The organism is Streptomyces cinnabarinus (genome assembly GCF_027270315.1).
In the GTDB taxonomy this organism is placed as follows: domain Bacteria; phylum Actinomycetota; class Actinomycetes; order Streptomycetales; family Streptomycetaceae; genus Streptomyces; species Streptomyces cinnabarinus.
Window position 1 is genome coordinate 6,066,681 of record NZ_CP114413.1, and the last position, 23,463, is coordinate 6,090,143.

Genomic DNA, 23,463 nt, shown 5'->3' on the forward strand with positions numbered 1-23,463 from the left:
GTACCTATGCGTCACGCCGAAGGAGCCCGCGGTGAGTGCTGACCAGACCCAGCTCGCCTTTGACTGGAGCTGTCGGATCATGTCCGACAACGGGTGTGGTTTTCCGGCTCCGGGCCTGCACTCGTTCCTCTTCGAGCCGATCGCCACGGTTGGCGGGTTCGAGTTCAACAAGGTGATGCTGCTCGCGCTCGTCACCACCCTTCTTGTCGTCAGCTTCTTCTGGGCTGCGTTCGGCAAGGCCAAGGTGGTCCCGGGCAAGCTGCAGATGGTCGGCGAGGCCGGTTACGACTTCGTGCGACGCGGCATCGTCTACGAGACCCTCGGCAAGAAGGAGGGCGAGAAGTACGTCCCCCTGATGGTCTCGCTGTTCTTCTTCATCTGGATCATGAACATCTGGTCCGTGATTCCGCTGGCACAGTTCCCGGTGTCGTCGATCATCGCCTTCCCGGCGGTCCTCGCGGCCATCGTCTGGATCCTCTGGGTCAGCCTGACGTTCAAGCGCCACGGATTCGTCGGCTTCTTCAAGAACATCACCGGCTACGACAAGTCGCTCGGTGCGGTGCTGCCGCTCGTCATGGTCATCGAGTTCTTCTCGAACCTGCTGGTCCGGCCGTTCACCCACGCCGTCCGACTGTTCGCGAACATGTTCGCCGGTCACCTGATGCTGGTCATGTTCACCGTGGCCTCCTGGTACCTGCTGAACAGCTGGATGATCCCGGCCGCCGGTGTCTCCTTCGTCATGACGATGATCATGATCCTCTTCGAGCTTTTCGTGCAGGCGGTCCAGGCGTACGTCTTCGTGCTCCTCGCCTGCTCGTACATTCAGGGCGCTCTCGCCGAGCACCACTGAGCCCCGCATCACCCACCCCCTGATCGTCCGGTGACCAACTCCCACCGGTCCGTAAAGAGAAGGAAGAATCAGCATGGCTGCCACTGAGACCCTCGCTGCCGTCACCGGTTCGCTCGGCTCCATCGGCTACGGCCTGGCCGCGATCGGCCCCGGCGTCGGCGTCGGCATCATCTTCGGTAACGGCACCCAGGCCCTGGCCCGTCAGCCCGAGGCTGCCGGTCTCATCCGTGCCAACCAGATCCTCGGCTTCGCTTTCTGTGAGGCGCTCGCCCTCATCGGCATCGTTATGCCGTTCGTGTTCGGTCAGTAAGACCCCCTGACCCCACACGTTTCGACGAAAGGCACTGACGTGATCGCCAACCTGGTACAGCTGGCGTCCGAGGGCGAGGAGCAGAACCCGCTCCTTCCTCCGGGCCCCGAGCTGCTCGTCGGCACCATCGCCTTCGCCATCGTGTTCTTCTTCTTCTGGAAGAAGCTGCTCCCGAACATCAACAAGGTTCTGGAGGAGCGCCGCGCGGCGATCGAAGGCGGTATCGAAGAGGCCGAGGCCATGAAGGTCGAGGCCCAGAGCGTCCTTGAGCAGTACAAGGCACAGCTCGCCGAGGCCCGGCACGAGGCCGCGCGTCTGCGCCAGGAGGCGCAGGAGCAGGGTGCCGCGCTCATCGCCGAGATGCGTGCGGAGGGCCAGCGCCAGCGCGAGGAGATCGTCGCCGCGGGTCACTCCCAGATCGAGGCCGACCGCAAGGCCGCGTCCTCGGCGCTGCGTCAGGACGTCGGCAAGCTCGCCACCGACCTGGCCGGCAAGCTCGTCGGCGAGTCCCTTGAGGACCACGCCCGCCAGAGCCGTGTCATCGACCGCTTCCTCGACGAGCTTGAGGAGAAGGCCGAGGCCACGCGATGAACGGAGCGAGCCGCGAGGCCCTGGCAGCCGGACGTGAGCGTCTCGACGCGCTGACGGACAACACGTCCGTGGACGCGGCGCAGCTCGCCGGCGAGCTGGCGGCCGTCACCGCGCTGCTCGACCGCGAGGTGTCGCTGCGTCGGGTCCTCACCGACCCGGCGCAGGCCGGTGAGGCCAAGGCCGAGCTGGCCCAGCGGCTGCTCGGCGGCCAGGTCAGCGGCGAGACCGCGGACCTGCTGGCCGGCCTGGTGCGGTCCCGCTGGTCGCAGTCGCGCGACCTGGTGGACGCTCTGGAGCAGCTGGCGGACACCGCCGACCTCACCGCCGCGCAGCGCGCGGGCACGCTCGACAGCGTCGAGGACGAGCTGTTCCGGTTCGGCCGGATCATCTCCTCGAACACCGAGCTGCGGGCCGCGCTGACCAACCGCTCGGCCACCACCGCGGCCAAGAGCGAGCTGCTGCGCAGTCTGCTCGGCGGCCGGGCCGACGCTGCCACCGAGCGTCTGGTGACGCGCCTTGTGACCGCGCCGCGTGGACGTAGCCTGGAGTCGGGACTGGAGTCCCTGTCCAAGCTCGCCGCCGAGCGCCGGGACCGCATGGTCGCCGTGGTCACCTCCGCGGTGCCGCTGAGCGACGGCCAGAAGCAGCGCCTCGGCGCCTCGCTGGCGAAGCTCTACGGGCGTCGGATGCACCTCAACCTCGACGTGGACCCCGAGGTCCTCGGCGGGATCCGGGTGCAGGTCGGTGACGAGGTCATCAACGGCTCCCTCGCCGACCGCATCGAGGACGCCGGCCGCCGCCTGGCGGGCTGAGCAGTAACTCAATACGTAGTACGTACTTTCGACGGCCCTGGTTGGGCCGTACAGAAGAATCCTGGGGGTCGCCCCCAGACCCCCAAAGTGAAACTTCGGGCCCAACAAGGAGAGCAGGGAACCCAGATGGCGGAGCTCACGATCCGGCCGGAGGAGATCCGGGACGCACTGGAGACCTTCGTCCAGTCGTACAAGCCGGACGCGGCCTCGCGCGAGGAGGTCGGTACGGTCACCCTTGCCGGCGACGGCATCGCGAAGGTCGAGGGTCTGCCCTCGGCCATGGCCAACGAACTGCTGAAGTTCGAGGACGGCACCCTCGGCCTCGCGCTCAACCTGGAAGAGCGCGAGATCGGCGCCATCGTCCTCGGTGAGTTCAGCGGCATCGAGGAGGGCCAGCCGGTGCAGCGCACCGGTGAGGTGCTCTCCGTGGCCGTCGGCGAGGGCTACCTCGGCCGCGTCGTCGACCCCCTCGGCAACCCGATCGACGGCCTCGGCGAGATCGAGACCAGCGGTCGTCGTGCCCTTGAGCTGCAGGCCCCCACGGTCATGCAGCGCAAGTCGGTGCACGAGCCGATGGAGACCGGCTACAAGGCCGTCGACGCGATGACCCCGATCGGCCGTGGCCAGCGTCAGCTGATCATCGGTGACCGCCAGACCGGCAAGACCGCCCTGGCCGTCGACACGATCATCAACCAGCGCGACAACTGGCGCACCGGCGACCCGAACAAGCAGGTCCGCTGCATCTACGTCGCCATCGGCCAGAAGGGCTCGACGATCGCGTCGGTCCGCCGCGCGCTGGAGGAGAACGGCGCGCTGGAGTACACGACCATCGTCGCCGCCCCGGCGTCCGACCCGGCCGGCTTCAAGTACCTGGCGCCGTACACCGGTTCGGCCATCGGTCAGCAGTGGATGTACGAGGGCAAGCACGTCCTCATCATCTTCGACGACCTGTCCAAGCAGGCCGACGCCTACCGTGCCGTGTCGCTGCTGCTGCGCCGCCCGCCGGGCCGTGAGGCCTACCCGGGTGACGTCTTCTACCTGCACTCCCGTCTGCTGGAGCGCTGCGCGAAGCTCTCCGACGACATGGGCAAGGGCTCGATGACGGGTCTCCCGATCGTCGAGACCAAGGCCAACGACGTCTCGGCGTTCATCCCGACCAACGTCATCTCCATCACCGACGGCCAGTGCTTCCTGGAGTCGGACCTGTTCAACGCCGGTCAGCGCCCCGCGCTGAACGTCGGTATCTCCGTCTCCCGAGTCGGTGGTTCCGCGCAGCACAAGGCGATGAAGCAGGTTTCCGGCCGTCTCCGCGTCGACCTCGCCCAGTTCCGTGAGCTGGAGGCGTTCGCCGCCTTCGGTTCCGACCTGGACGCCGCGTCGAAGTCGCAGCTGGAGCGTGGTCAGCGCATGGTCGAGCTGCTGAAGCAGGCTCAGTACCAGCCGATGTCCACCGAGGACCAGGTCGTCTCCGTGTGGGCCGGTACCACCGGCAAGATGGACGAGGTGCCGGTCGCCGACATCCGCCGCTTCGAGAAGGAGCTGCTGGAGTACCTGCACCGCAAGGAGCAGGGCCTCATGACCTCCATCAAGGAGGGCGGCAAGCTCTCGGACGACACCCTCACCGCTGTCGCCGACGCCATCGCGGACTTCAAGAAGCAGTTCGAGACGTCGGACGGCAAGCTGCTCGGCGAGGACGCCCCGGCCGCCCCGAAGGCGACCAGCGCCTCCAAGTGACGTAAGGAAGGGACCTGACTCATGGGAGCCCAGCTCCGGGTCTACAAGCGTCGCATCCGATCCGTCACCGCGACCAAGAAGATCACGAAGGCGATGGAGATGATCGCCGCCTCGCGCGTCGTCAAGGCGCAGCGCAAGGTGGCCTCCTCCACGCCGTACGCGAAGGAACTGACCCGCGCGGTCACGGCGGTCGGTACCGGCTCGAACACCAAGCACCCGCTGACCACCCAGGCCGAGACGGTCACGCGGTCCGCGGTGCTGCTCCTGACGAGCGACCGTGGTCTCGCCGGTGCCTTCAACTCCAACGCCATCAAGGCGGCGGAGCTGCTGACCGAGCGCCTGGAGCGCGAGGGCAAGCAGGTCGACACGTACATCGTCGGCCGGCGCGGTCTTGCGCACTACAACTTCCGTGAGCGCAAGGTCTCGGAGTCGTGGACCGGGTTCACGGACGAGCCGACGTACGCGGACGCCAAGAAGGTCGCGGCACCGCTGATCGAGGCCATCGAGAAGGACACGGCCGACGGCGGCGTGGACGAACTCCACATCGTCTTCACCGAGTTCGTCTCGATGATGACGCAGACGGCGCTCGGCGACCGTCTGCTGCCGCTCAGCCTCGAAGAGGTGGCGAAGGAGGAGGCCCCGAAGGGCGAGATCCTTCCGCTGTTCGACTTCGAGCCGTCGGCGGAGGACGTCCTCGACGCCCTCCTGCCGCGCTACGTGGAGAGCCGTATCTACAACGCGCTGCTCCAGTCGGCCGCTTCCAAGCACGCCGCCACGCGGCGCGCGATGAAGTCGGCCACCGACAACGCCGGAGAGCTCATCGAGAGCCTCTCCCGGCTTGCGAACGCGGCCCGCCAGGCCGAAATCACCCAGGAAATCAGCGAGATCGTCGGTGGCTCCGCAGCCCTGGCCGACGCGAGCGCGGGGAGTGACAGGTAAATGACGACGACAGTTGAGACGGCCGCTGCCACGGGCCGCGTCGCCCGGGTCATCGGCCCGGTCGTCGACGTGGAGTTCCCCGTCGACGCGATGCCCGACATCTACAACGCCCTTCACGTCGAGGTGGCCGACCCGGCCAACGCCGGCGAGAGGAAGACGCTGACCCTGGAGGTCGCCCAGCACCTGGGTGACGGCCTGGTCCGCACCATCTCCATGCAGCCCACCGACGGTCTGGTCCGCCAGGCCGCGGTCACCGACACCGGTGCCTCCATCACGGTGCCCGTCGGTGACTTCACCAAGGGCAAGGTGTTCAACACCCTCGGTGAGGTGCTGAACGTCGATGAGTCCTACGACGGCGAGCGCTGGGGCATCCACCGCAAGGCGCCGAACTTCGACGAGCTCGAGTCGAAGACCGAGATGTTCGAGACCGGCGTCAAGGTCATCGACCTTCTCACCCCGTACGTCAAGGGTGGAAAGATCGGTCTGTTCGGTGGTGCCGGCGTCGGCAAGACGGTGCTCATCCAGGAGATGATCTACCGCGTCGCCAACAACCACGACGGTGTGTCGGTGTTCGCCGGTGTCGGTGAGCGCACCCGTGAGGGCAACGACCTGATCGAGGAGATGTCGGACTCCGGCGTCATCGACAAGACCGCGCTGGTCTTCGGTCAGATGGACGAGCCCCCGGGCACCCGTCTGCGCGTGGCCCTGGCCGGTCTGACCATGGCGGAGTACTTCCGCGATGTGCAGAAGCAGGACGTGCTGTTCTTCATCGACAACATCTTCCGCTTCACCCAGGCCGGTTCCGAGGTGTCGACCCTGCTCGGCCGGATGCCCTCCGCGGTGGGCTACCAGCCGAACCTGGCCGACGAGATGGGTCTCCTCCAGGAGCGCATCACCTCGACCCGTGGTCACTCGATCACCTCGATGCAGGCGATCTACGTCCCCGCGGACGACCTGACCGACCCGGCCCCGGCCACCACCTTCGCCCACCTCGACGCGACGACGGTTCTGTCCCGTCCGATCTCCGAGAAGGGCATCTACCCGGCCGTGGACCCGCTGGACTCCACGTCCCGCATCCTGGACCCGCGGTACATCGCGCAGGACCACTACGACGCCGCCATGCGCGTCAAGACGATCCTGCAGAAGTACAAGGACCTCCAGGACATCATCGCGATCCTCGGTATCGACGAGCTCGGCGAGGAGGACAAGCTCGTCGTCCACCGTGCCCGTCGCGTGGAGCGCTTCCTGTCCCAGAACACCCACGTCGCCAAGCAGTTCACCGGCGTCGACGGGTCGGACGTCCCGCTGGAGGAGTCGATCGCGGCGTTCAACGCGATCTGTGACGGCGAGTACGACCACTTCCCGGAGCAGGCGTTCTTCATGTGCGGTGGTCTTGAGGACCTCAAGAACAACGCCAAGGAGCTGGGCGTCTCCTGAGCCTCGCGCTCTTGAAGAGGGGGCGGGTACGTCCCGCCCCCTCTTTCACGCCCACTAGACTTGTAACCAACACCCGGCACAACCGCCGGGTGGTGACCCGAGGAGCCACCCTTGGCTGCTGAGCTGCACGTCGCGCTGGTCGCGGCCGACCGAGAGGTCTGGTCCGGGCAGGCCACCCTGGTCGTCGCGCGCACCACGTCCGGCGACATCGGCGTCATGCCCGGTCACCAGCCGCTGCTCGGTGTGCTGGAGTCGGGCCCGGTGACCATCCGTACGAGTGAAGGTGGAACGGTCGTCGCCGCGGTGCACGGCGGTTTCATCTCGTTCGCGGACAACAAGCTGTCGCTGCTGGCCGAGATCGCCGAGTTGTCGGACGAGATCGATGTCCAGCGCGCGGAGCGGGCGCTGGAGCGCGCGAAGTCGGAGGCCGACGCCTCCGCCGAGCGTCGCGCCGATGTCCGCCTGCGTGCCGCGGCATCCCGCTGATCCAGCCAGATCCAGCGGGGTCGCGCACGCGATGACGTCACTCAGCCGCGGCTGGGACCGGAGCGATCCGGTGCCGGCCGCGGCTGAGGCAGATATGGATGTTTTTTCCGTTCCGTTACCTGATCCGCAGGTACCTAGGAGACGAGGAGGTCGGTGTCGATGGTCCTCGCTCTGACTGTGTGCGGAATCGTCGTGGCCCTGGTGGTGCTGGGGCTGTTCGTCTTCGGACTGCGCCGCAGACTCATCCAGCGCTCCGGTGGCACCTTCGACTGCTCGCTTCGCTGGGACACCCCGGAGAAGACCGACACCAGCGGCAAGGGCTGGTCCTACGGCGTCGCCCGCTACAACGGCGACCGCATCGAGTGGTACCGCGTCTTCTCCTACGCCTATCGCCCGCGCCGCATCCTGGAGCGCGCCGCCATCGAGGTCGCCGGACGCCGGCTGCCCGAGGGCGAGGAGGAGCTGGCGCTGCTCTCCGACCATGTCGTGCTGGCCTGTCTGCACCGGGGCACGCGTCTTGAGCTCGCCATGAGCGAAGACGCGCTGACCGGTTTTCTCGCGTGGCTTGAGGCAGCCCCGCCCGGTCAGCGCGTCAATGTCGCCTAGTTGCTGATGTTGCTGTTGTCGCCCGTTACTTCAGCCCGTTGCTGATGGCGCTCACCAGCTCACCGTTGGTGGCGTCGCCGCTGAACTCCCAGAAGAAGGCGCCGCCCAGGCCCTGGCTCTTGGCCCAGCTCATCTTGGTGCCGATGGTGGCGGGAGTGTCGTACGACCACCAGTTGCTGCCGCAGTGGGCGTACGCGGTGCCGCCGACGGTGCCGGTGGTGGGGCAGGAGTTCTTGAGGATCTTGTAGTCCTCGATACCGGCCTCGTAGGTGCCGGTCGCCGGGCCGGTGGCCGTGCCGCCGGGGGCGGACTGGGTCACGCCGGTCCAGCCGCGGCCGTAGAAGCCGATGCCGAGCAGGAGCTTGCTCGCCGGGACGCCCTTGGCCTTGAGCTTGGCGATGGCGGCCGCGGAGTTGAAGCCGTCCTTCGGGATGCCGCTGTACGACGTGAGCGGGGAGTGCGGGGCCGTCGGGCCGGTCTTGTCCCAGGCGCCGAAGTAGTCGTACGTCATCACGTTGTACCAGTCGAGGTACTGCGCGGCGCCGCCGTAGTCGGCCGCGTCGATCTTGCCGCCGGAGGAGGCGTCCGCGGTGATGGCGGCGGTGACCAGGTAGTTGGAGCCGAACTCGGCACGCAGTGCCTGGGAGAGGTTCTTGAAGGCCGCCGCGCCGGAGGTGTCACAGGTCAGACCGCAGGCGTTCGGGTACTCCCAGTCAATGTCGATGCCGTCGAAGACATCGGCCCAGCGCGGGTCCTCGACCACGGCCTTGCAGGACTTGGCGAACGCGGCCGGGTTGGCCGCGGCCTGGCCGAAGCCGCCGGAGTAGGTCCAGCCGCCGAACGAGTACAGCACCTTGATGTGCGGGTACTTGGCCTTCAGCTGGCGCAGCTGGTTGAAGTTGCCGCGCAGCGGCTGGTCCCAGGTGTCGGCGGTGCCGCTGACCGACTGGTCGGCGGTGTACGCCTTGTCATAGGCGGCGTAGGTGTCATCGACGGTGCACTTGCCGTCCTTGACGTTGCCGAACGCGTAGTTGATGTGGGTGATCTTGGACGCGGAGCCCGAGGTCACCAGGTTCTTGACATGGTAGTTGCGGCCGTAGACGCCCCACTCAGTGAAGTAGCCGAGGTTGACCTTGGAGCCGGGATCCGGGTCGGGGTCGGTGCCGCCGCCGGTGGTGCGGACCGCGACGGCGCCGCTGACCGGGCCGGTCTGGTCGGCGGTGTCCCGGGCCTGCACGGTGTAGGAGTAGTCCGTGCCGGCGGTCAGACCGCTGTCGGTGTAGCTGGTGCCGGTGACGGTGGCGACCTTGGTGCCGCCGCGCAGGACGTCGTAGTTCTTGATGCCCTTGTCGTCGGTGGCCGCGCTCCAGGCCAGCTTCACCGAGGTGTTGGTGATGTCGGAGGCGGTCGGGGTGCCCGGGGCGGAGGGTGCCGCGTCGCCGGGAACCGTGCCGCCGTCACAACTGCCGCCGTTGAGCTTGCAGTTGGACGGGGAGCCGGAGCCGGTGCCGTTGAAGCCGAAGGTGACCGAGGCGCCGGGGGCGAGGGTGCCGTTCCAGGACTTGTTCTTGGCGGTCCAGTGGGCGCCGGAGGAGCTGAAGTCGGCGTCCCAGCCGGAGCCGACGGAGGTGCCGGAGGGGAAGTCCCACTCCACCGTCCAGGAGGAGATGGTCGTGGTGCCGGTGTTCTTCACCGTCCACTTGCCCTCGAAGCCGGATCCCCAGTCCTGGGTCTTGGCGTAGGTGGCGGTGGCCTCGGTGGCCGCCTCGGCGGGGCTGGCGAGTCCGACCAGGCCGGCGAAGGGGAGCAACAGGGTCGCGAACCCTGCCGCGGCTCTGTGTCTGAAGCGCATGCTGCGCCTCCCTGTCTGGGTAAGAGGGGTGAGAGGGCGTGCTGAGCCTTCACGCCCACGGTGCCGCGAGAATAGAAAGGTCTGGACCATAGGTCAATAGGTCCAGACCACTGTGGCGAAAGGTTTGTTCAAACCTCTCCTAGATCCCCAACTCCTGCGCCAGCACGGCCGCTTGGACCCGACTGCGCAGCTCAAGCTTCCCCAGCAACCGGCTGACATGCGTCTTCACCGTCGCCTCCGCCATGTCCAGCCGATCGGCGATGTCCGCGTTGGACAGCCCCTCGCCGAGACAGGCCAGCACCTCCCGCTCACGCCGCGTCAGCGATTCGAGCACGGCCGGATCGGTCCTCGGCGCCCGCGGGGTGCCGGCGGCGAACTCGGCGATCAGCCGCCGGGTCACCGCCGGGGCGATCAGCCCCTCGCCGCTCGCCACCGTCCTTACCGCGTCGAGGAGTTGGCGGGCCTCGGTGTTCTTCAGCAGAAACCCGGACGCGCCCGCCCGGAGCGCCCCGAAGACGTACTCGTCGAGGTCGAAGGTGGTCAGCACCAGCACATCCGCGAGCCGCTCCTCGACCACCTGGCGGGTGGCCGACACCCCGTCAAGTCGCGGCATCTGTATGTCCATCAGCACCAGGTCGGGCCGCAGCTCCCGGGCCAGCGCCACCGCCTGCTCGCCGTCCGCCGCCTCGCCGACCACCTCGATGTCGGGCGCGCTGCGCAGGATGAGGACGAGCCCGGCGCGTACGGCGGACTGGTCCTCGGCGACGAGGACGCGGATCATGCGGGATCTCCTTGAACGTGGTCGGTCACCGGAAGCGTGGCGCGTACGGCCCAGATCTTGCCCCCCGTCGCGCTCTCGGGGGCCGCCTCGAAGCTGCCGCCCAGCAGCGCGGCCCGCTCCCGCATCCCGACCAGACCCGCCCCGGAGCCGGGGGCGCGCGGGCCGTCGCGGTCGCCGTAGGGGCTGGTCACCTCGACGTCGAGGACGCCGTCGCGCTGGGCGAGGGTGACGCTGACCCGGCCGGGGGAGGCGTGCTTGAGGGCGTTGGTGAGGGATTCCTGGACGATGCGGTAGGCGGCGAGTTCGACGGGGGCGGGCAGCTTGCCGTGCTCGGTGTCGAGGCCGACGTCGAGGCCGTTGGTGCGGGCCCCCTCCACCAGCACGCCCAGTCCGTCGAGCGTGGGGGCCGCCGTCGGTTCCAGATCGCCGCTGCTGTCGCGCAGGATGCCGATCAGCCGGCGCATCTCGGCGAGCCCCTCGACGCTGTTCTCCCGGATCACTTCGAGGGCGTCCTTGGAGGTCCTCGGGTCGTCGAGGGAGAGCGCGGCGGTGGAGTGGATGGCGATCGCGGACAGATGGTTGGCGACCATGTCGTGCAGTTCGCGGGCCATCCGGGCGCGTTCGGCGGTGACCGCCTGGACGCGGTCCATCTCGGCCAGCAGCGCGGTCTGTTCGGCGTGCAGCCGGGCCGCCTCGGCGGCGTCGCGGTGGTTGCGGACGATCCAGCCGGTGGCGGCGGGCGTGAACGCCACGAGGCCGGTGACCACACCGATCAGCAGCGCCTCCGGCACCTGCCAGACGGCGAGCGGCACCACCGTGCCGAGCACCGTCATCAGGCCGGTGATCCAGGGCACCCGGCGGGCGGTGGCGGGCGGGCCGTACAGGACAGCCGCGTAGATGAGGTCCGTGAACATCACGACCGTCACCAGGTTCCCCTGGGTGACCGCGTCCGCGGCCAGCGCGACCGTGCCGATCAGCAGGCCGACCCGGGGGCGGGTGCGGCGCAGCAGTTCGCAGCCGGCCATGACGGTGAGCGGCAGCAGGATTGGCCAGCGGCCGTCCCACACCACGATCGGGTCGTCGCCCGGCCGGGTGCCGAGCCCGACCCCCCAGATCAGCAGTCCGCCGAGCAGCCCGGCGAACACGATGCGGACATCGTCCGGGTGCGGGCGGGGGAGGGCTCGGACCATGACTCCATCCAACACGGCACCCGGCCGCGCCGCCTGATGCCCGGGAAGGGTCCCGCACTGCATCTTTCGATGTACCGGCGGTTCGTCAGCGGCGACGACGAAAGCGACGGCGCCGGACGGGAGCCTGGAAGGGTGACCGAGAGGAGCGTGCCGTGATCGTCGGACTGATCATCGCCTGTGAGGTCGGCTTCTGGGTGCTGCTGGCCCTGGGCCTGGGCGTCCGTTATCTGCTGAAGTGGCGGCGGACCAGTGTGGTGCTGCTGCTGTGCGAGCCGGTGCTGGAGCTGGTCCTGTTCGTCGCCACGGCGATCGACCTGAGGAACGGCGCCGAACCGAGCTGGGAGCACGGCCTCGCCGCGCTCTACATCGGCTACACCGTAGCCTTCGGCCACTACACGATCCGCTGGCTCGACGGCCACGCCGCGCACCGCCTGGCCGGCGCCCCGCGCCCGCCGACACCCCCGCGCTACGGCCGCCCGCGCGCCCTGCACGAGGCCAAGCTGTGGCTGCGGGCGGTCCTCGGCGGCGCGGTCGCGCTGACCCTGCTCCAGCTCGCGGTCTGGTACGTCGGCGACAACGGCGACGTCAGCTCGCTGCGCTCCTTCCAGTGGGTGGCCATCCGCGTGGTCGGCATCTACGGCCTGATCGCCCTCTCCTACACGGTCTGGCCCCGCAGGGAACCGGCCTCAACGCTCCCCGCCAGGAACCCAGAGCACGTCCCCGACCCCGGTGTTGGCCGCACGCGCGAGGATGCTGCATCTGCCGGGGGACAACCTCCGGCCCCCCGGCGGGAGCCGGTTTCTTCAGCGTTCGCCTCCAGGGACCCACAGGACATCGCCCCGGGCGGTGTTCGCGGTCCGCGCCAGGATGCTGCATCTGCCGGGGGACGACCCCCGGCCCCCCGGCAGGAGCGGGTTTCTTCAGCGTTCGCCTCCAGGGACCCACAGGACATCGCCCCGGGCGGTGTTCGCCGTCCGCGCCAGGATGAACAGCAGGTCCGATAGCCGGTTGAGGTAGGTCGCGGTGAGCGGGTTCATGGTGTCCCCGTGGACCTCCATCGCGGCCCAGGTCTGGCGCTCGGCCCGGCGGACGACCGTGCAGGCCTGGTGGAGCAGGGCCGCGCCCGGGGTGCCGCCGGGGAGGATGAAGGACCGCAGTTTCTCCAGCCGCTCGTTGAAGCGGTCGCAGTCGGCCTCCAGCTTGTCGATGTAGAACTGCTCCACCCGCAGCGGCGGGAACTCCGGGTTCTCCACCACCGGCGTCGACAGGTCCGCGCCCACGTCGAACAGGTCGTTCTGGACCCGGGTGAGGACCTTGACGACCTCCTCGTCCAGATTGCCGAGCGCGATCGCCGTACCGAGCACGGCGTTCGCCTCGTTGGCGTCCGCGTACGCCGAGATCCGCGGATCGGTCTTGGCGACCCGGCTCATGTCCCCGAGCGCCGTGGTGCCCTTGTCGCCGGTCCTGGTGTAGATACGCGTCAGATTGACCATGGGGCCAGCGTAGTAACCGCCGCCCAACTACGCCGTCCGGGGCGTGCAATGAGCCGTGCCGGTGTGATGTCCGTCAGATGAGACGTGACTCGCGTTACTAACCGGTCACACAGCGCCTCACTCCCGCTAGGGTCCGCCCGAGAGGCAACGTAAACAGCGAGTAATAGCGGGTAATGGGGAGTCGCACAGTGGCACGGAAGCTTGCCGTCATCGGCGCCGGCTTGATGGGTTCCGGGATCGCCCAGGTCTCCGCGCAGGCGGGCTGGGACGTCGTTCTGCGCGACGTCACCGACGAGGCCCTCAAGCGTGGCACCGACGGTATCAAGGCCTCGTACGACAAGTTCGTGAGCAAGGGCAAGCTGGCGGCGGACGACGCCGAGGCCGCCCTCGGCCGCATCACCACCACCACCGACCTGGACGCCTGTGGCGACGCCGACATCGTCGTCGAGGCCGTCTTCGAGAAGCTGGAGGTCAAGCACGAGATCTTCCGCGCGCTCGACAAGATCGTGCGCCCGGAGACCGTGCTCGCCTCCAACACCTCCGCCATCCCGATCACCAAGATCGCGGCGGCCACCGAGCACCCCGAGCGGGTCGTCGGCGTCCACTTCTTCTCGCCGGTGCCGATGATGCAGCTCGTCGAGCTGGTGCGGGGCTACAAGACCAGCGACGAAACCCTCGCCACCGCGCGGGAGTTCGCCGAGTCCGTCGGCAAGACCTGCATCGTGGTCAACCGGGACGTGGCGGGGTTCGTGACCACCCGGCTCATCTCCGCCCTCGTCGTCGAGGCGACCAAGCTCTACGAGTCGGGCGTCGCGACCGCCGAGGACATCGACCTCGCCTGCAAGCTGGGCTTCGGCCACGCCATGGGCCCGCTGGCCACGGCGGACCTCACCGGCGTCGACATCCTGCTGCACGCCACCGGCAACATCTACACCGAGTCCCAGGACGAGAAGTTCGCTCCTCCGGAGCTGATGCGCCGGATGGTTGACGCCGGTGACATCGGCCGCAAGAGCGGGCAGGGCTTCTACAAGTACTGAGCACCGAAACCGCACAGGCCCCAGGAGCATCACTCCCCGGGGTGAATTCGGTATCGGTTCGCTTACAGACGGCAACCTCTGACCGCCTCGGGCCGTCAGAGGTTGCATCACCGGACACACATCGCGGAGCCATCGCGGAGCACGAGACGCACGCTTAGGGGAGCGCTATGTACATCAGGGGCGACCACGCCGAGCTGGTCGTCGGGGGCCGCCTCGACGTCCGCAGCGCGGCGGACGCCCGTACGGTCCTGCACTCGGCCGTCGACGACGGAGTCGGCGATCTGGTGCTGGACCTGTCCGAGCTGGAGTTCTGGGACGCCACCGGACTCGGGGTGATCATGGGGGCCCACCGGCGGGCCGGGCGCTGCGGCAGGCGCCTGGTGCTGCGTGCCGTGCCGGCCCAGATGCAGCGCCTGCTGGTGGCCACCCGGCTGCACCGGATCCTCGCCATCGAGGGCGGTATCGGCGTGGAGTCGCTGCCGCGCGTGTGACGACCGGCGCGGGTGGGTCGAGTGGCCGGACGTTCCGGTCGTGAAGCGCATCTCGCGCGCAATCCTCACGAACCTGTGACGTCTCGGACGGCGCGGTACCCCGACCTGTCGGAGATACTGTGCGAAGGTTTAGGGTTCGGTCGCCCGCTGCGTGACAACCCTTCGAGCGGGCCCGGACCAGAAGCGACAGCGCGGTGTGCACAACGGCCGGGAGGGGCTTTCAGCACACGACGCTTTTGGGGGGCTTGAACCTATGGACCCGAACAACCGGGGACCCGAGGAGTACGGCCACGACGACGGCGCCGGTGCGCCCCGTCCGCGCCCGCCCAGGGACCCCCTCACACCCGACTTCGGACAGCACACGCCCGCACTGGCCCGTACCGTCCAGCTCGTCTCGGGCGACTTCCTGCTCACCGTCAATCCGGTCGACGGCAGCGAGATAGAGCCCTGCCCGCCCGGAGAACGCCCGACCCGTCCCGCGAAGCTCACCCCGGCCGCCCGCGCCGAGGCCGACCGCGCGACCGGGCCGCAGCCGCTGCCCGGTCCGCCGCAGCCGGAACTGCCCCTGCTGGCCCGCCAGGAGGAGCGCGAACGGCTCGTCCGGCTGCTCGCCCGCGGCCGCTCCGTTCGCCTGACCGGCCCCGCAGGATCGGGCCGCACCAGCCTCCTCGACGTCGTCGCCGAGGACTGCGCGGACCTCGCCCCCGACGGCGTCGTCCGCCTGAGCGGCTACCACCGCACGGTCGGCGATCTGCTCCACGATCTGCTCTATGCCGTCTACGACGCACCCCTGCACCGCCCGGAACGGGACGAACTGCTCGCCTGCGTCCGGGAGATCGGCGCGGTCGTCGTCCTGGACGACGCCGAGATCGGCGGCGCCGCCCTCGATGAGCTGCTCGACGCCACGCCCGAGTGCGCGTTCCTGATCGCGGCCACCCCCGAGGTGCCCGCGCCGTCCGCCGACTCCGCGCTGGAGGAGGTCTTCCTCGGCGGTCTGGAGCGTGCCGACGGCCTGGAGCTGCTGGCGCGTGCCGCCGGCCGGGCGCTGAACGAGGACGAGGCCAACTGGGCCGGCGACCTCTGGTTCGAGTCCGAGGGCCTGCCGCTGCGCTTCGTCCAGGCGGGCGCCCTGCTGCGCCAGCGCGACCAGTTGCGGGCCGGGGTCGGTGCCGTCGACGAGTACGGCGTCTTCGAGGACGAACTGCCCGCCGACGCGGACGCCGACGAGCTCTTCGGCGCCGAGGACGGCGTGGAGATCCCGCTGCCGGCCCTCGGGGAGGCCGCCGCGCCCGCCCCGCTGCTCGCCTCCCGGCTGAGCGCCTCCGCCCGCGCCACCCTGCGCATCGCCGTCGCGCTCGGCGGTGAGGTGCCGGACCAGGCCCATCTGCCGGCCCTCGTCGACGACACCCACGCGGACGCCGCCCTCGGTGAGCTGGCCGCCTGCGGTCTGGTCTCACCGGTCGGCACCGCCTACCGCCTCGCCGCCGGGGTGCGCACCCAGCTGCTGGCCGCCGGATACGGCGAGGGCGTCGCGGACCGCGCCCTGGCCGCCGCCCGGCACTACGCCTGGTGGGCCGCGCACCCCTCGGTCACCCCGGAGCGGGTGTGCGCGCAGGCGGACGCCCTGCTCGCCGCGCTCACCGTGCTGGTGCCGAGTACCACGGCGCCTGCCGAGGACGAGGAGAGCGCGACCGTCCTGCTCGCCCGGACCGCCGCGCCCGCCTTCGCCTCCGGGCTGCACTGGAGCGCCTGGGAGCGGGCGCTCAGGGCCGGTGCGGAGGCCGCCAGGCTCGCCGGAGACGTGGGTGAACAGGCCTACTTCCACCACGAGTTGGGCATCCTCGCGATCTGCGACGGACACTTCGACCGGGCCCGTGCGGAACTGGAGGCCTCCATCGGCCTGCGCGGCGCCCTCGCCGACAAGCGGGGCACCGTGGCGGGCCGCCGCGCCCTCGCGCTGGTCGCCGACCGCACCGGGGACACTCCCGGCATCGGCATCCCGGCCGGGGTCGGGGCGATGGCGGGGGAGGAGGTGCCCGACGCGCGTCATGAGGAGTCCCAGTCGCCGCCCGGCGGGACACCGACCGCGTTCCCGCCGCTCCAGCCGCCCACGGACGACCCCGCCCACGTCATCCACCGCACCTCGGCCGCCGGGCCGTCACGCAAGGCCCGGGGCGGTCTGAAGGGACTCGCCAAGCGGAACCTCGTCGCGGCGGGCGCGGGCGCCCTGTTGGTGGCGGTGCTCGGCACCGTGGTGACCCTCGGCGCCACCTCCGACGGTGAGGCGGGCAGCCCCTCCGACCAGGTCGGCGTGAACCCCTCGGCCAGCCAGGGCATCGGCGACGACAGCCTCGGCGCGGACGAGGCGGACGACGGCGAGGGCGACGGCTCCGGAGACACCGGCACCGCGACCAGCCGCCCGACGGATCCGGGTCCCGACGGCACCCTGGGCACCTCCGACGACCCGACCCCGACCGACACGGGCGAGCCGTCGGACGACCCGAGCGGCGGCGACGGTTCGGGCAAGCCGACGAACTCCCCGACGAAACCGCCGAGTTCGTCGACCAAGCCGCCGTCGACCACGAGGCCACCGACCTCGTCGACGCCGACCCCGACGCCGACCGAGACCGAGACGTCTCCGACGCCGACCCCGACTCCCACCGAGACGGAGCCGTCCACGACGCCGTCCACCTCGGACTCGGCGAGCGGTCCGGCCACGTCCAGCGCCCCGGCGGAGACCAGCAGTTCCGCGAGCGCGCCGCAGAGCCCGAGCACCTCGGCGGACGTGATCTGACCTCCGCTCGCGGCACACGAAAGGCCGGGTCCTCTCCCAGGACCCGGCCTTCGTCGTCGTAGCGCCAGGACTTCGTCGTAGCGCCGAGCCTCAGAACAACCGCAGCTTGTCGTCCTCGATGCCCCTGAGCGCGTCGTAGTCGAGCACCGCGCAGCCGATGCCGCGGTCTGTGGCCAGGACCCGGGCCTGGGGCTTGATCTCCTGGGCCGCGAAGATGCCACGGACCGGGGCCAGGTGGGGGTCGCGGTTGAGGAGCTCCAGATAGCGGGTGAGCTGCTCCACGCCGTCGATCTCACCGCGGCGCTTGATCTCCACCGCGACCGTCTTCCCCTCGGCGTCCCGGCAGAGGATGTCCACCGGGCCGATCGCCGTCATGTACTCGCGCCGGATCAAGGTGTAGCCCTCGCCCAGGGTTTCGATGCGGTCGGCGAGGAGCTCCTGAAGGTGTGCTTCCACGCCGTCCTTGATCAGGCCCGGGTCGACGCCGAGTTCGTGCGAGGAGTCGTGCAGGATCTCCTCCATCGTGATGATGAGCTTCTCGCCCCCCTTGTTGGTGACGGTCCACACGCCGTCCTCGTCACCTGTGCCCTCTTTCAACGAGCACGGCGGGGACATCCAGTTCAGAGGCTTGTAGGCCCGATCGTCCGCGTGGATGGACACACTGCCGTCCGCCTTCACAAGGATCAGACGGGGGGCGGACGGGAGATGGGCGGTGAGCCGGCCCGCGTAGTCCACGGAGCATCGGGCAATGACGAGACGCATGGTCGGCAACGCTACTCGACGGGCCAGTGTGCACGCGATTCGCCCTGGAAGAGCCCTGTTCAGTACTGGCCGATTGTGTTCCTACAGGGACTTGTCCATGTACGCATTCTTCTGGTGCCGTCACGGTCTGTTGCCTACCGTAGTAAACGGGAGGTCGCGAACCGTGCACGCAGAGTGTTCGAGACGTGAACTCCCCGTCCCTGTCCGGCAACCCCTGGTGTTCGGGGGTGCGAGAGGAGAACTCATGTCGCTCGACGTCTCACCGGCCCTATTGGAACAGGCCGAGCGAGGCGAGGTCGACGAAGCAGCCTTCGTCGACTGCGTCCGGACCTCCCTGCCCTACGCATGGGAGATGATCAGCTCCCTGGTGGCTCAGCTGAAGGTCGACGGTGGAGAGTTCGCCGACAACCAGACGCCCCCGCCGGACGAGCAGGCGCGTGGCCAGCTGCTGCGTGCGCTTGCGAGTGACGCGATACGCGGCGCACTGCAAAGGCACTTCGGTGTGCGGCTGGCCTTCCAGAACTGCCACCGGGTGGCGGTGTTCCCGTTGGACTCCTCGGTCGACGAGACGCTGGCCCGCTTCACGTCGGTGCGCAACCAGCTGTTGAACCAGTCTCCGGAGCTGCGGGACTGCTGATCCCGTGAGCCGCTTGCTTGCCGCTCCGTACGCGGGAGGTGCATTCAGTACCGGGGCGGCAAGCGTCCGGTCGGGCATGTGCGTCAGCCGAGGTGCGGGAGCACCTCGGCACCCAGCCGCCGTACGTTCTCCTCGGTGGCCGCCAGATCGCCCGAGCCCTCGACGAGCAGGGCGAAGCGGGAGATGCCGGTCCGCTCGCTGGTCGCCGCCAGCCGGTCCGCGCACAGCCGGGGAGTGCCCACCGGGTGCAGTCCGCAGAGCAGTTCGGTGTACGCAAGGGGATCCCGCATCGCCCGGTGCCGTCCGTCCACGGTCACATGGGCCTCAAGGCCCTGCCTGAGCCAGCCCGGCATCGCCTTCAGCAGCGTCTCCGCCGCGTCCGTGCGCCGGTCGGCGATCTGGCAGACGCCGGCCGAGACATGGGCCGCGGCCCGGATCTCCTCCGGGCTCCGCCCGGCCGCGCGCGCGTGCTCCCGCCACAGGGCGACCATCTCCGCCTTCTCCTCGTCGCCCACATGCATCCCGAGCAGCATCGGCAGCCCCCGCTCGGCGGCCAGCCGTACGCTCTTCGGCGAGGTACAGGCGACGACCACCTCGGGTCCGGGCGCGCCCGACAGTGCCTCGGCGGGACGCGGGACGACGGGGACCTCGCGGAAGGAGAAGCGTTCCCCCGAGGCGGCGACCGAGGGCTCGCGCAGCCACCGCAGCAGCAGATCGAGTGATTCCGGGAACCCCTTCTCGTAGGACTCCAGACCGGAGCCGAAGACCTCCAGGTCGACCCAGGGCCCGCCGCGGCCCACGCCCAGCGAGAAGCGGCCGCCGCTCGTCAGATGCAGCAGCGCGGCCTGCTCGCCGACGGCGACGGGATGGGCGGTGGGCAGTACGGTGACGGCGGTGCCGACGCGGATCCGGCGGGTGCGGCCCAGCAGCAGTGCGGCGAGGGTGATCGCCGACGGACAGGTGCCGTACGGGACGAAGTGGTGCTCGGCCAGCCAGACCGAGTCCAGACCCGCCTCTTCCGCGACCTCGGCCGAGCGGACCGCGCGGTGCAGCGCCTCCCCCTGGCCCTGCCCCGGGAACTGGGCCGCCAACACGAAACTTCCAACGTGCATGGTTCTTTTCCTGCTTCCTTGGCTCCGACGCGGAGCTCCCCCACCCGGCATAACCGTCTGACACGTGCCGAGGACACGGCTTGACGGAGGGATTTGCGGATTGTCTGCAGAATGTGGTGCCGGGGCAGGGGACTTGTGGCGATTGGTGGCCTACGCGTACCCCTGTCCGGGCCGCGTAGGCTGGACACGGCCCCTGCTTCCTGTATAGCCCCGTGAGGTGTCCCGTGTCCCCGCGTCGCAACCGTCCCAAGGCCGGCGGTGCGTCGGCCGCCTCCGGCCGGAGCGCCGAGGACGACCGCTCCGGCCGCTACGGCGGCTGGCAGTCCTCGGAGGAGTGGCAGGGCGAGACGTGGAACGTCCGGCACGTGGCCGGTGCCAGCGCGCAGGGCAAGTCCTACCGCTGCCCCGGCTGCGACCAGCTGATCCCCGACGGCGTCCCGCACGTGGTGGCCTGGCCGGACCACGCCGGCGTCGACGACCGCCGCCACTGGCACAAGTCCTGCTGGAACGCGAAGGACCGCCGCACCACGAGGGTGCAGCGGTCCCGTAACGCGCCGAAGTTCTAGCCGGATCACACGTCCCGCTTCTCCAGCAGCGCGTAGGCCCCGGCGAACGCGGCCGCCGTCACGGCCAGCATGAACCACAGCGGGTCCCAGCCGGACGGGCCCGTGTCGGTGAGGGACTGGGAGTAGAAGACGCTCAGCTGGTTCGGGATGGAGTACTCGAACAGCGCCTGGCGCAGGTCCTCCAGGGACTCCGAGAACATGAACAGCGCGATCACCAGCGGCGCCAGCAGCAGACCGATCATGATGGTGATGGCGCCCGCGGAGTGCCGGATGATCGAGCCGACGACCAGCGACAGCAGGCCGAGCAGCGCGATGTAGAGCGAGACGCCGACCGTGCCCTTCAGCCACTCCGAGCCGGACGGCTCCCGCGCGTCGCTCAGCATGGAGACATCGGCCAGCGCGACGAGCACCGACGAGCACAGGGTGACCGTGAAGGCCACCACGAAGAACACCATCCCCTTGGCCAGCAGCACCCGCCCACGGGACGGGCAGGCGGTCATCGTGGTGCGGATCATCCCCGTGCCGTACTCCGAGGCCGTGGTCAGCACGCCCAGCGTCATGACGCACATGATGCCGAGCAGCAGCCCGAAGAAGCCGAACGACAGCGGGTTCTCGCCCACCAGATCGCCCTCGGTGGCATTGGCGGACACCAGCGCCGCGGTGGCCAGGCCGATGCCGATCACCAGCACCACGAAGACGCCGAGCGTCCACATCGTCGAGCGCACCGACCGGATCTTCGTCCACTCCGAGGCGAGGGCGTGGCCGAGGTGGGTGCGGGTCACCGGGATCGGCGAGGTGTACGCGGGGTACGAAGCGCCGGGCGCCGCCTGCCAGTTCGGTGCGGCGGTCTGCGGCATCGGGGGCTGCGGGGTGCTCATCGGGCGTCCTCGGGCTTGGTCGTGTCGACGGCGGGAGCGGGGGCCGCGGCGGGCGCGGGCTGCGTGTACGGGTTCGGGGCGGACGCCGGGGCGGCCGGGGCCGCGACGGGCGCCGCCGGGGCGCCGTACGGGCCCTGAGGGGGCGCGGGCTGGCCCTGCGGCATCGCGAAGGGCTGGCCGCCCTGCTGGGGCGGCGGCGGGGCGTACCAGCCGGGCTGGCCCTGCCCCGGCACCGGCATCTGCGGCTGCGCGCCGGGCGGCAGCGGCTGCTGGAGCCCGGCCTTGGGGTCGATCGTGGAGCGGTAGTCGACGGCGCCCTGCGTCATCCGCATGTACGCCTCCTCCAGCGAGGCCTGGTGCGGCGACAGCTCCCACAGCCGTACGTCCGTCTCGTGCGCGATGTCGCTGATGCGGGGCAGCGGGAGCCCCGTCACCCGCAGCGCGCCGTCCTGCTCGGGCATGACATGGCCGCCCGCCTCGGCCAGCGCCGTGGCGAGCTTCTCGCGCAGCGGCGGCTCGGTGTCGGGCGTCCGCACCCGCGCGAAGCCGGCGGAGTTCGCGGCGATGAAGTCCTGCACGCCCATGTCGGCGAGCAGCTGGCCGCGCCCGATGACGATCAGGTGGTCGGCGGTCAGCGCCATCTCGCTCATCAGGTGCGAGGAGACGAAGACCGTACGGCCCTCCGCGGCGAGCGACTTCATCAGGTTCCGCACCCAGAGGATGCCCTCGGGGTCGAGGCCGTTGACCGGCTCGTCGAAGAGCAGCACCTGGGGGTCGCCGAGCAGCGCCGCGGCGATGCCGAGCCGCTGGCCCATGCCGAGCGAGAAGCCCTTGGAGCGCTTCCTCGCCACGTCCTGGAGGCCCACCACGCCGAGCACCTCGTCGACCCGGCGGGCCGGGATGCCGGACAGCTGGGCGAGGCTCAGCAGGTGGGTGCGGGCGGTCCGGCCGCCGTGCACCGCCTTGGCGTCCAGCAGCGCGCCGACCTGGCGGGGGGCGTTGGGCAGCTTGCGGTACGGATAGCCGCCGATCGTCACCTGCCCCGCGCTGGGGTTGTCCAGGCCGAGGATCATCCGCATCGTCGTCGACTTGCCGGAGCCGTTGGGGCCCAGGAAGCCGGTGACGGCGCCGGGCCGCACCTGGAAGGAAAGGTTGTACACAGCGGTCTTGTCGCCGTAGCGCTTGGTCAGGCCGACTGCCTCGATCATGCTCCGCACCCATCGAAAGGTTCAGGACAGCGGGGCACACGCCCCCGTAAGGGTTAGGAGGATATCCGGGCGCTGACGGTTCCCTTCAAGACAGCGCAAAGAAAGAAATCCCCAGGGCCTGTCCTAGGCGTCCCGCTTCTTCAGCAGGACGAACCCGCCCGCGAGTGCCGCGACCACCCACAGCACCATGATCGCGAGCCCGCCCCAGGGTCCGTACGGGGTGTCGTTGTCGACCGGGGTGACCACCTGCATGATCTTGCTGCCGGCCTGGTCGGGCAGATAGCGGCCGATCTTCCTGGTGGCCGGCACATTGCCGAGGATGTTGGAGACCAGGAAGAAGAACGGCATCAGGATGCCCAGCGACAGCATCGGCGAGCGCAGCATCGCGGCGACGCCCATCGAGAACACCGCGATCAGCGTCATGTAGAGGCCGCCGCCGATGACCGCCCGCAGCACTCCCTCGTCACCGATGGACGCCTTGTGCTCGCCGAGCATCGACTGGCCCAGGAAGAAGGTGACGAAGCTGGTGAACAGGCCGACCAGCAGGGAGAGCCCGGCGGCCACCGCGATCTTGCTGAACAGGAAGGAGCCGCGCTGCGGCACCGCGGCCAGCGAGGTGCGGATCATGCCGGTGCTGTACTCGTTCGACACCACCAGCACCCCGAACACGATCATCGCCAGCTGGCCGAGGCTCATTCCGGCGAAGCTGATGAAGGTCGGGTCGAAGGAGAGCTGGTCCTCGCGGTCCATCTTGTCGAACTCGTTCTTCGACAGCAGCGCGATCAGCATGCCCAGCGCCACGGTGACCACCACGGCCAGGGAGAGCGTCCACACCGTCGACGCCACCGAGCGGATCTTGGTCCACTCCGAGCGGATGACCTGACTCGTCGCCACCGC

Annotated in this window: 23 protein-coding genes and 1 pseudogene; 15 read left to right on the plus strand and 9 right to left on the minus strand. The window is 69.6% G+C overall.

Going from position 1 to position 23,463, the window contains the following annotated elements:
* The first annotated feature begins 79 nt into the window (after nt 1-79).
* From atpB to STRCI_RS27650, 9 genes are all read left to right on the plus strand, one after another.
* On the plus strand, nt 80-850 hold the full coding sequence (gene atpB, locus STRCI_RS27610; RefSeq protein ID WP_269664662.1) for a F0F1 ATP synthase subunit A: 771 nt from the start codon (nt 80-82) through the stop codon (nt 848-850).
* Nucleotides 851-923: 73 nt separating this feature from the next.
* Entirely contained in the window at nt 924-1,160 is a 237-nt protein-coding gene (locus STRCI_RS27615) for an ATP synthase subunit c family protein (protein ID WP_269661666.1), read from the plus strand.
* A 39-nt stretch (nt 1,161-1,199) separates the two neighbouring features.
* Nucleotides 1,200-1,751: a F0F1 ATP synthase subunit B gene (locus STRCI_RS27620; protein ID WP_269661667.1), complete on the plus strand. Its 552-nt coding sequence runs from the start codon at nt 1,200-1,202 to the stop codon at nt 1,749-1,751.
* A complete protein-coding gene (locus STRCI_RS27625) occupies nt 1,748-2,563 on the plus strand; it encodes a F0F1 ATP synthase subunit delta (RefSeq protein WP_269661668.1) in 816 nt (271 codons plus the stop codon). The genes STRCI_RS27620 and STRCI_RS27625 overlap by 4 nt, the downstream gene beginning before the upstream one ends.
* Nucleotides 2,564-2,689: 126 nt before the next feature.
* Nucleotides 2,690-4,297, plus strand: coding sequence for a F0F1 ATP synthase subunit alpha (atpA, locus tag STRCI_RS27630; protein ID WP_269661669.1), 1,608 nt, complete (start codon nt 2,690-2,692; stop codon nt 4,295-4,297).
* A gap of 21 nt (nt 4,298-4,318) precedes the next feature.
* Nucleotides 4,319-5,236 (plus strand): F0F1 ATP synthase subunit gamma, encoded by a 918-nt coding sequence (locus STRCI_RS27635; protein ID WP_269661670.1) that lies wholly within the window; start codon nt 4,319-4,321, stop codon nt 5,234-5,236.
* Nucleotides 5,237-6,673 carry a F0F1 ATP synthase subunit beta gene (gene atpD, locus STRCI_RS27640; RefSeq protein WP_269661671.1) on the plus strand — a complete coding sequence of 479 codons (1,437 nt, stop codon included), beginning with the start codon at nt 5,237-5,239 and terminating at the stop codon, nt 6,671-6,673. It abuts the gene before it with no gap.
* Nucleotides 6,674-6,784: 111 nt separating this feature from the next.
* A complete protein-coding gene (locus tag STRCI_RS27645) occupies nt 6,785-7,159 on the plus strand; it encodes a F0F1 ATP synthase subunit epsilon (protein ID WP_269661672.1) in 375 nt (124 codons plus the stop codon).
* 159 nt (nt 7,160-7,318) lie between these two features.
* Nucleotides 7,319-7,765 (plus strand): DUF2550 domain-containing protein, encoded by a 447-nt coding sequence (locus tag STRCI_RS27650; RefSeq protein WP_269661673.1) that lies wholly within the window; start codon nt 7,319-7,321, stop codon nt 7,763-7,765.
* A 25-nt stretch (nt 7,766-7,790) separates the two neighbouring features.
* Here STRCI_RS27650 and STRCI_RS27655 read toward each other — a convergent pair whose 3' ends face one another.
* From STRCI_RS27655 to STRCI_RS27665, 3 genes are all read right to left on the minus strand, one after another.
* On the minus strand, nt 7,791-9,617 hold the full coding sequence (locus STRCI_RS27655; protein ID WP_269661674.1) for a glycoside hydrolase family 18 chitinase: 1,827 nt from the start codon (nt 9,615-9,617) through the stop codon (nt 7,791-7,793).
* Between the two features lie 139 nt (nt 9,618-9,756).
* Entirely contained in the window at nt 9,757-10,398 is a 642-nt protein-coding gene (locus tag STRCI_RS27660; protein ID WP_269661675.1) for a response regulator, read from the minus strand.
* Nucleotides 10,395-11,588: a sensor histidine kinase gene (locus STRCI_RS27665; protein ID WP_269661676.1), complete on the minus strand. Its 1,194-nt coding sequence runs from the start codon at nt 11,586-11,588 to the stop codon at nt 10,395-10,397. Before STRCI_RS27665 ends, STRCI_RS27660 begins: the two co-directional genes overlap by 4 nt.
* 152 nt (nt 11,589-11,740) lie before the next feature.
* Between STRCI_RS27665 and STRCI_RS27670 the strand changes: the two are divergent.
* Nucleotides 11,741-12,280, plus strand: a pseudogene (locus STRCI_RS27670) (hypothetical protein); the annotation flags it as partial.
* Between the two features lie 228 nt (nt 12,281-12,508).
* On the opposite strand, the gene STRCI_RS27675 reads toward STRCI_RS27670, so the two are convergent.
* Nucleotides 12,509-13,081 (minus strand): cob(I)yrinic acid a,c-diamide adenosyltransferase, encoded by a 573-nt coding sequence (locus STRCI_RS27675; RefSeq protein WP_269661677.1) that lies wholly within the window; start codon nt 13,079-13,081, stop codon nt 12,509-12,511.
* Nucleotides 13,082-13,269: 188 nt separating this feature from the next.
* Here STRCI_RS27675 and STRCI_RS27680 point away from each other — a divergent pair, with 188 nt between their 5' ends.
* The 3 genes from STRCI_RS27680 to STRCI_RS27690 all read left to right on the plus strand — a co-directional run bounded on the left by STRCI_RS27680 (nt 13,270) and on the right by STRCI_RS27690 (nt 17,403).
* Nucleotides 13,270-14,118 carry a 3-hydroxyacyl-CoA dehydrogenase family protein gene (locus tag STRCI_RS27680; protein ID WP_269661678.1) on the plus strand — a complete coding sequence of 283 codons (849 nt, stop codon included), beginning with the start codon at nt 13,270-13,272 and terminating at the stop codon, nt 14,116-14,118.
* A 167-nt stretch (nt 14,119-14,285) separates the two neighbouring features.
* On the plus strand, nt 14,286-14,609 hold the full coding sequence (locus STRCI_RS27685; protein ID WP_015657791.1) for an STAS domain-containing protein: 324 nt from the start codon (nt 14,286-14,288) through the stop codon (nt 14,607-14,609).
* A gap of 253 nt (nt 14,610-14,862) precedes the next feature.
* A complete protein-coding gene (locus STRCI_RS27690) occupies nt 14,863-17,403 on the plus strand; it encodes an ATP-binding protein (protein WP_269661679.1) in 2,541 nt (846 codons plus the stop codon).
* Nucleotides 17,404-17,493: 90 nt separating this feature from the next.
* On the opposite strand, the gene nucS is transcribed toward STRCI_RS27690, so the two are convergent.
* Nucleotides 17,494-18,165, minus strand: a complete 672-nt coding sequence (nucS, locus tag STRCI_RS27695; RefSeq protein ID WP_269661680.1) for an endonuclease NucS — start codon at nt 18,163-18,165, stop codon at nt 17,494-17,496.
* 244 nt (nt 18,166-18,409) lie between these two features.
* Between nucS and STRCI_RS27700 the strand changes: the two genes are divergently transcribed.
* Nucleotides 18,410-18,802, plus strand: coding sequence for an SCO5389 family protein (locus STRCI_RS27700; RefSeq protein WP_015657788.1), 393 nt, complete (start codon nt 18,410-18,412; stop codon nt 18,800-18,802).
* 83 nt (nt 18,803-18,885) lie between these two features.
* Here STRCI_RS27700 and STRCI_RS27705 read toward each other — a convergent pair whose 3' ends face one another.
* On the minus strand, nt 18,886-19,914 hold the full coding sequence (locus STRCI_RS27705; protein ID WP_269661681.1) for an LLM class flavin-dependent oxidoreductase: 1,029 nt from the start codon (nt 19,912-19,914) through the stop codon (nt 18,886-18,888).
* Between the two features lie 224 nt (nt 19,915-20,138).
* On the opposite strand from STRCI_RS27705, the gene STRCI_RS27710 reads away from it, so the two are divergent.
* Nucleotides 20,139-20,480, plus strand: coding sequence for an ATP/GTP-binding protein (locus tag STRCI_RS27710; protein WP_269661682.1), 342 nt, complete (start codon nt 20,139-20,141; stop codon nt 20,478-20,480).
* 5 nt (nt 20,481-20,485) lie between these two features.
* Here the strand turns inward: STRCI_RS27710 and STRCI_RS27715 are convergent, their stop codons facing one another.
* The 3 genes from STRCI_RS27715 to STRCI_RS27725 form a co-directional block, all read right to left on the minus strand.
* The gene (locus STRCI_RS27715; protein ID WP_269661683.1) at nt 20,486-21,358 is read right to left on the minus strand and encodes an ABC transporter permease subunit; all 873 of its coding nucleotides are present in this window, start codon (nt 21,356-21,358) and stop codon (nt 20,486-20,488) included.
* A complete protein-coding gene (locus STRCI_RS27720; RefSeq protein ID WP_269661684.1) occupies nt 21,355-22,566 on the minus strand; it encodes an ABC transporter ATP-binding protein in 1,212 nt (403 codons plus the stop codon). The genes STRCI_RS27715 and STRCI_RS27720 overlap by 4 nt, the downstream gene beginning before the upstream one ends.
* 123 nt (nt 22,567-22,689) lie before the next feature.
* Nucleotides 22,690-23,460 (minus strand): ABC transporter permease, encoded by a 771-nt coding sequence (locus STRCI_RS27725; protein WP_269661685.1) that lies wholly within the window; start codon nt 23,458-23,460, stop codon nt 22,690-22,692.
* Nucleotides 23,461-23,463 lie beyond the last annotated feature (3 nt).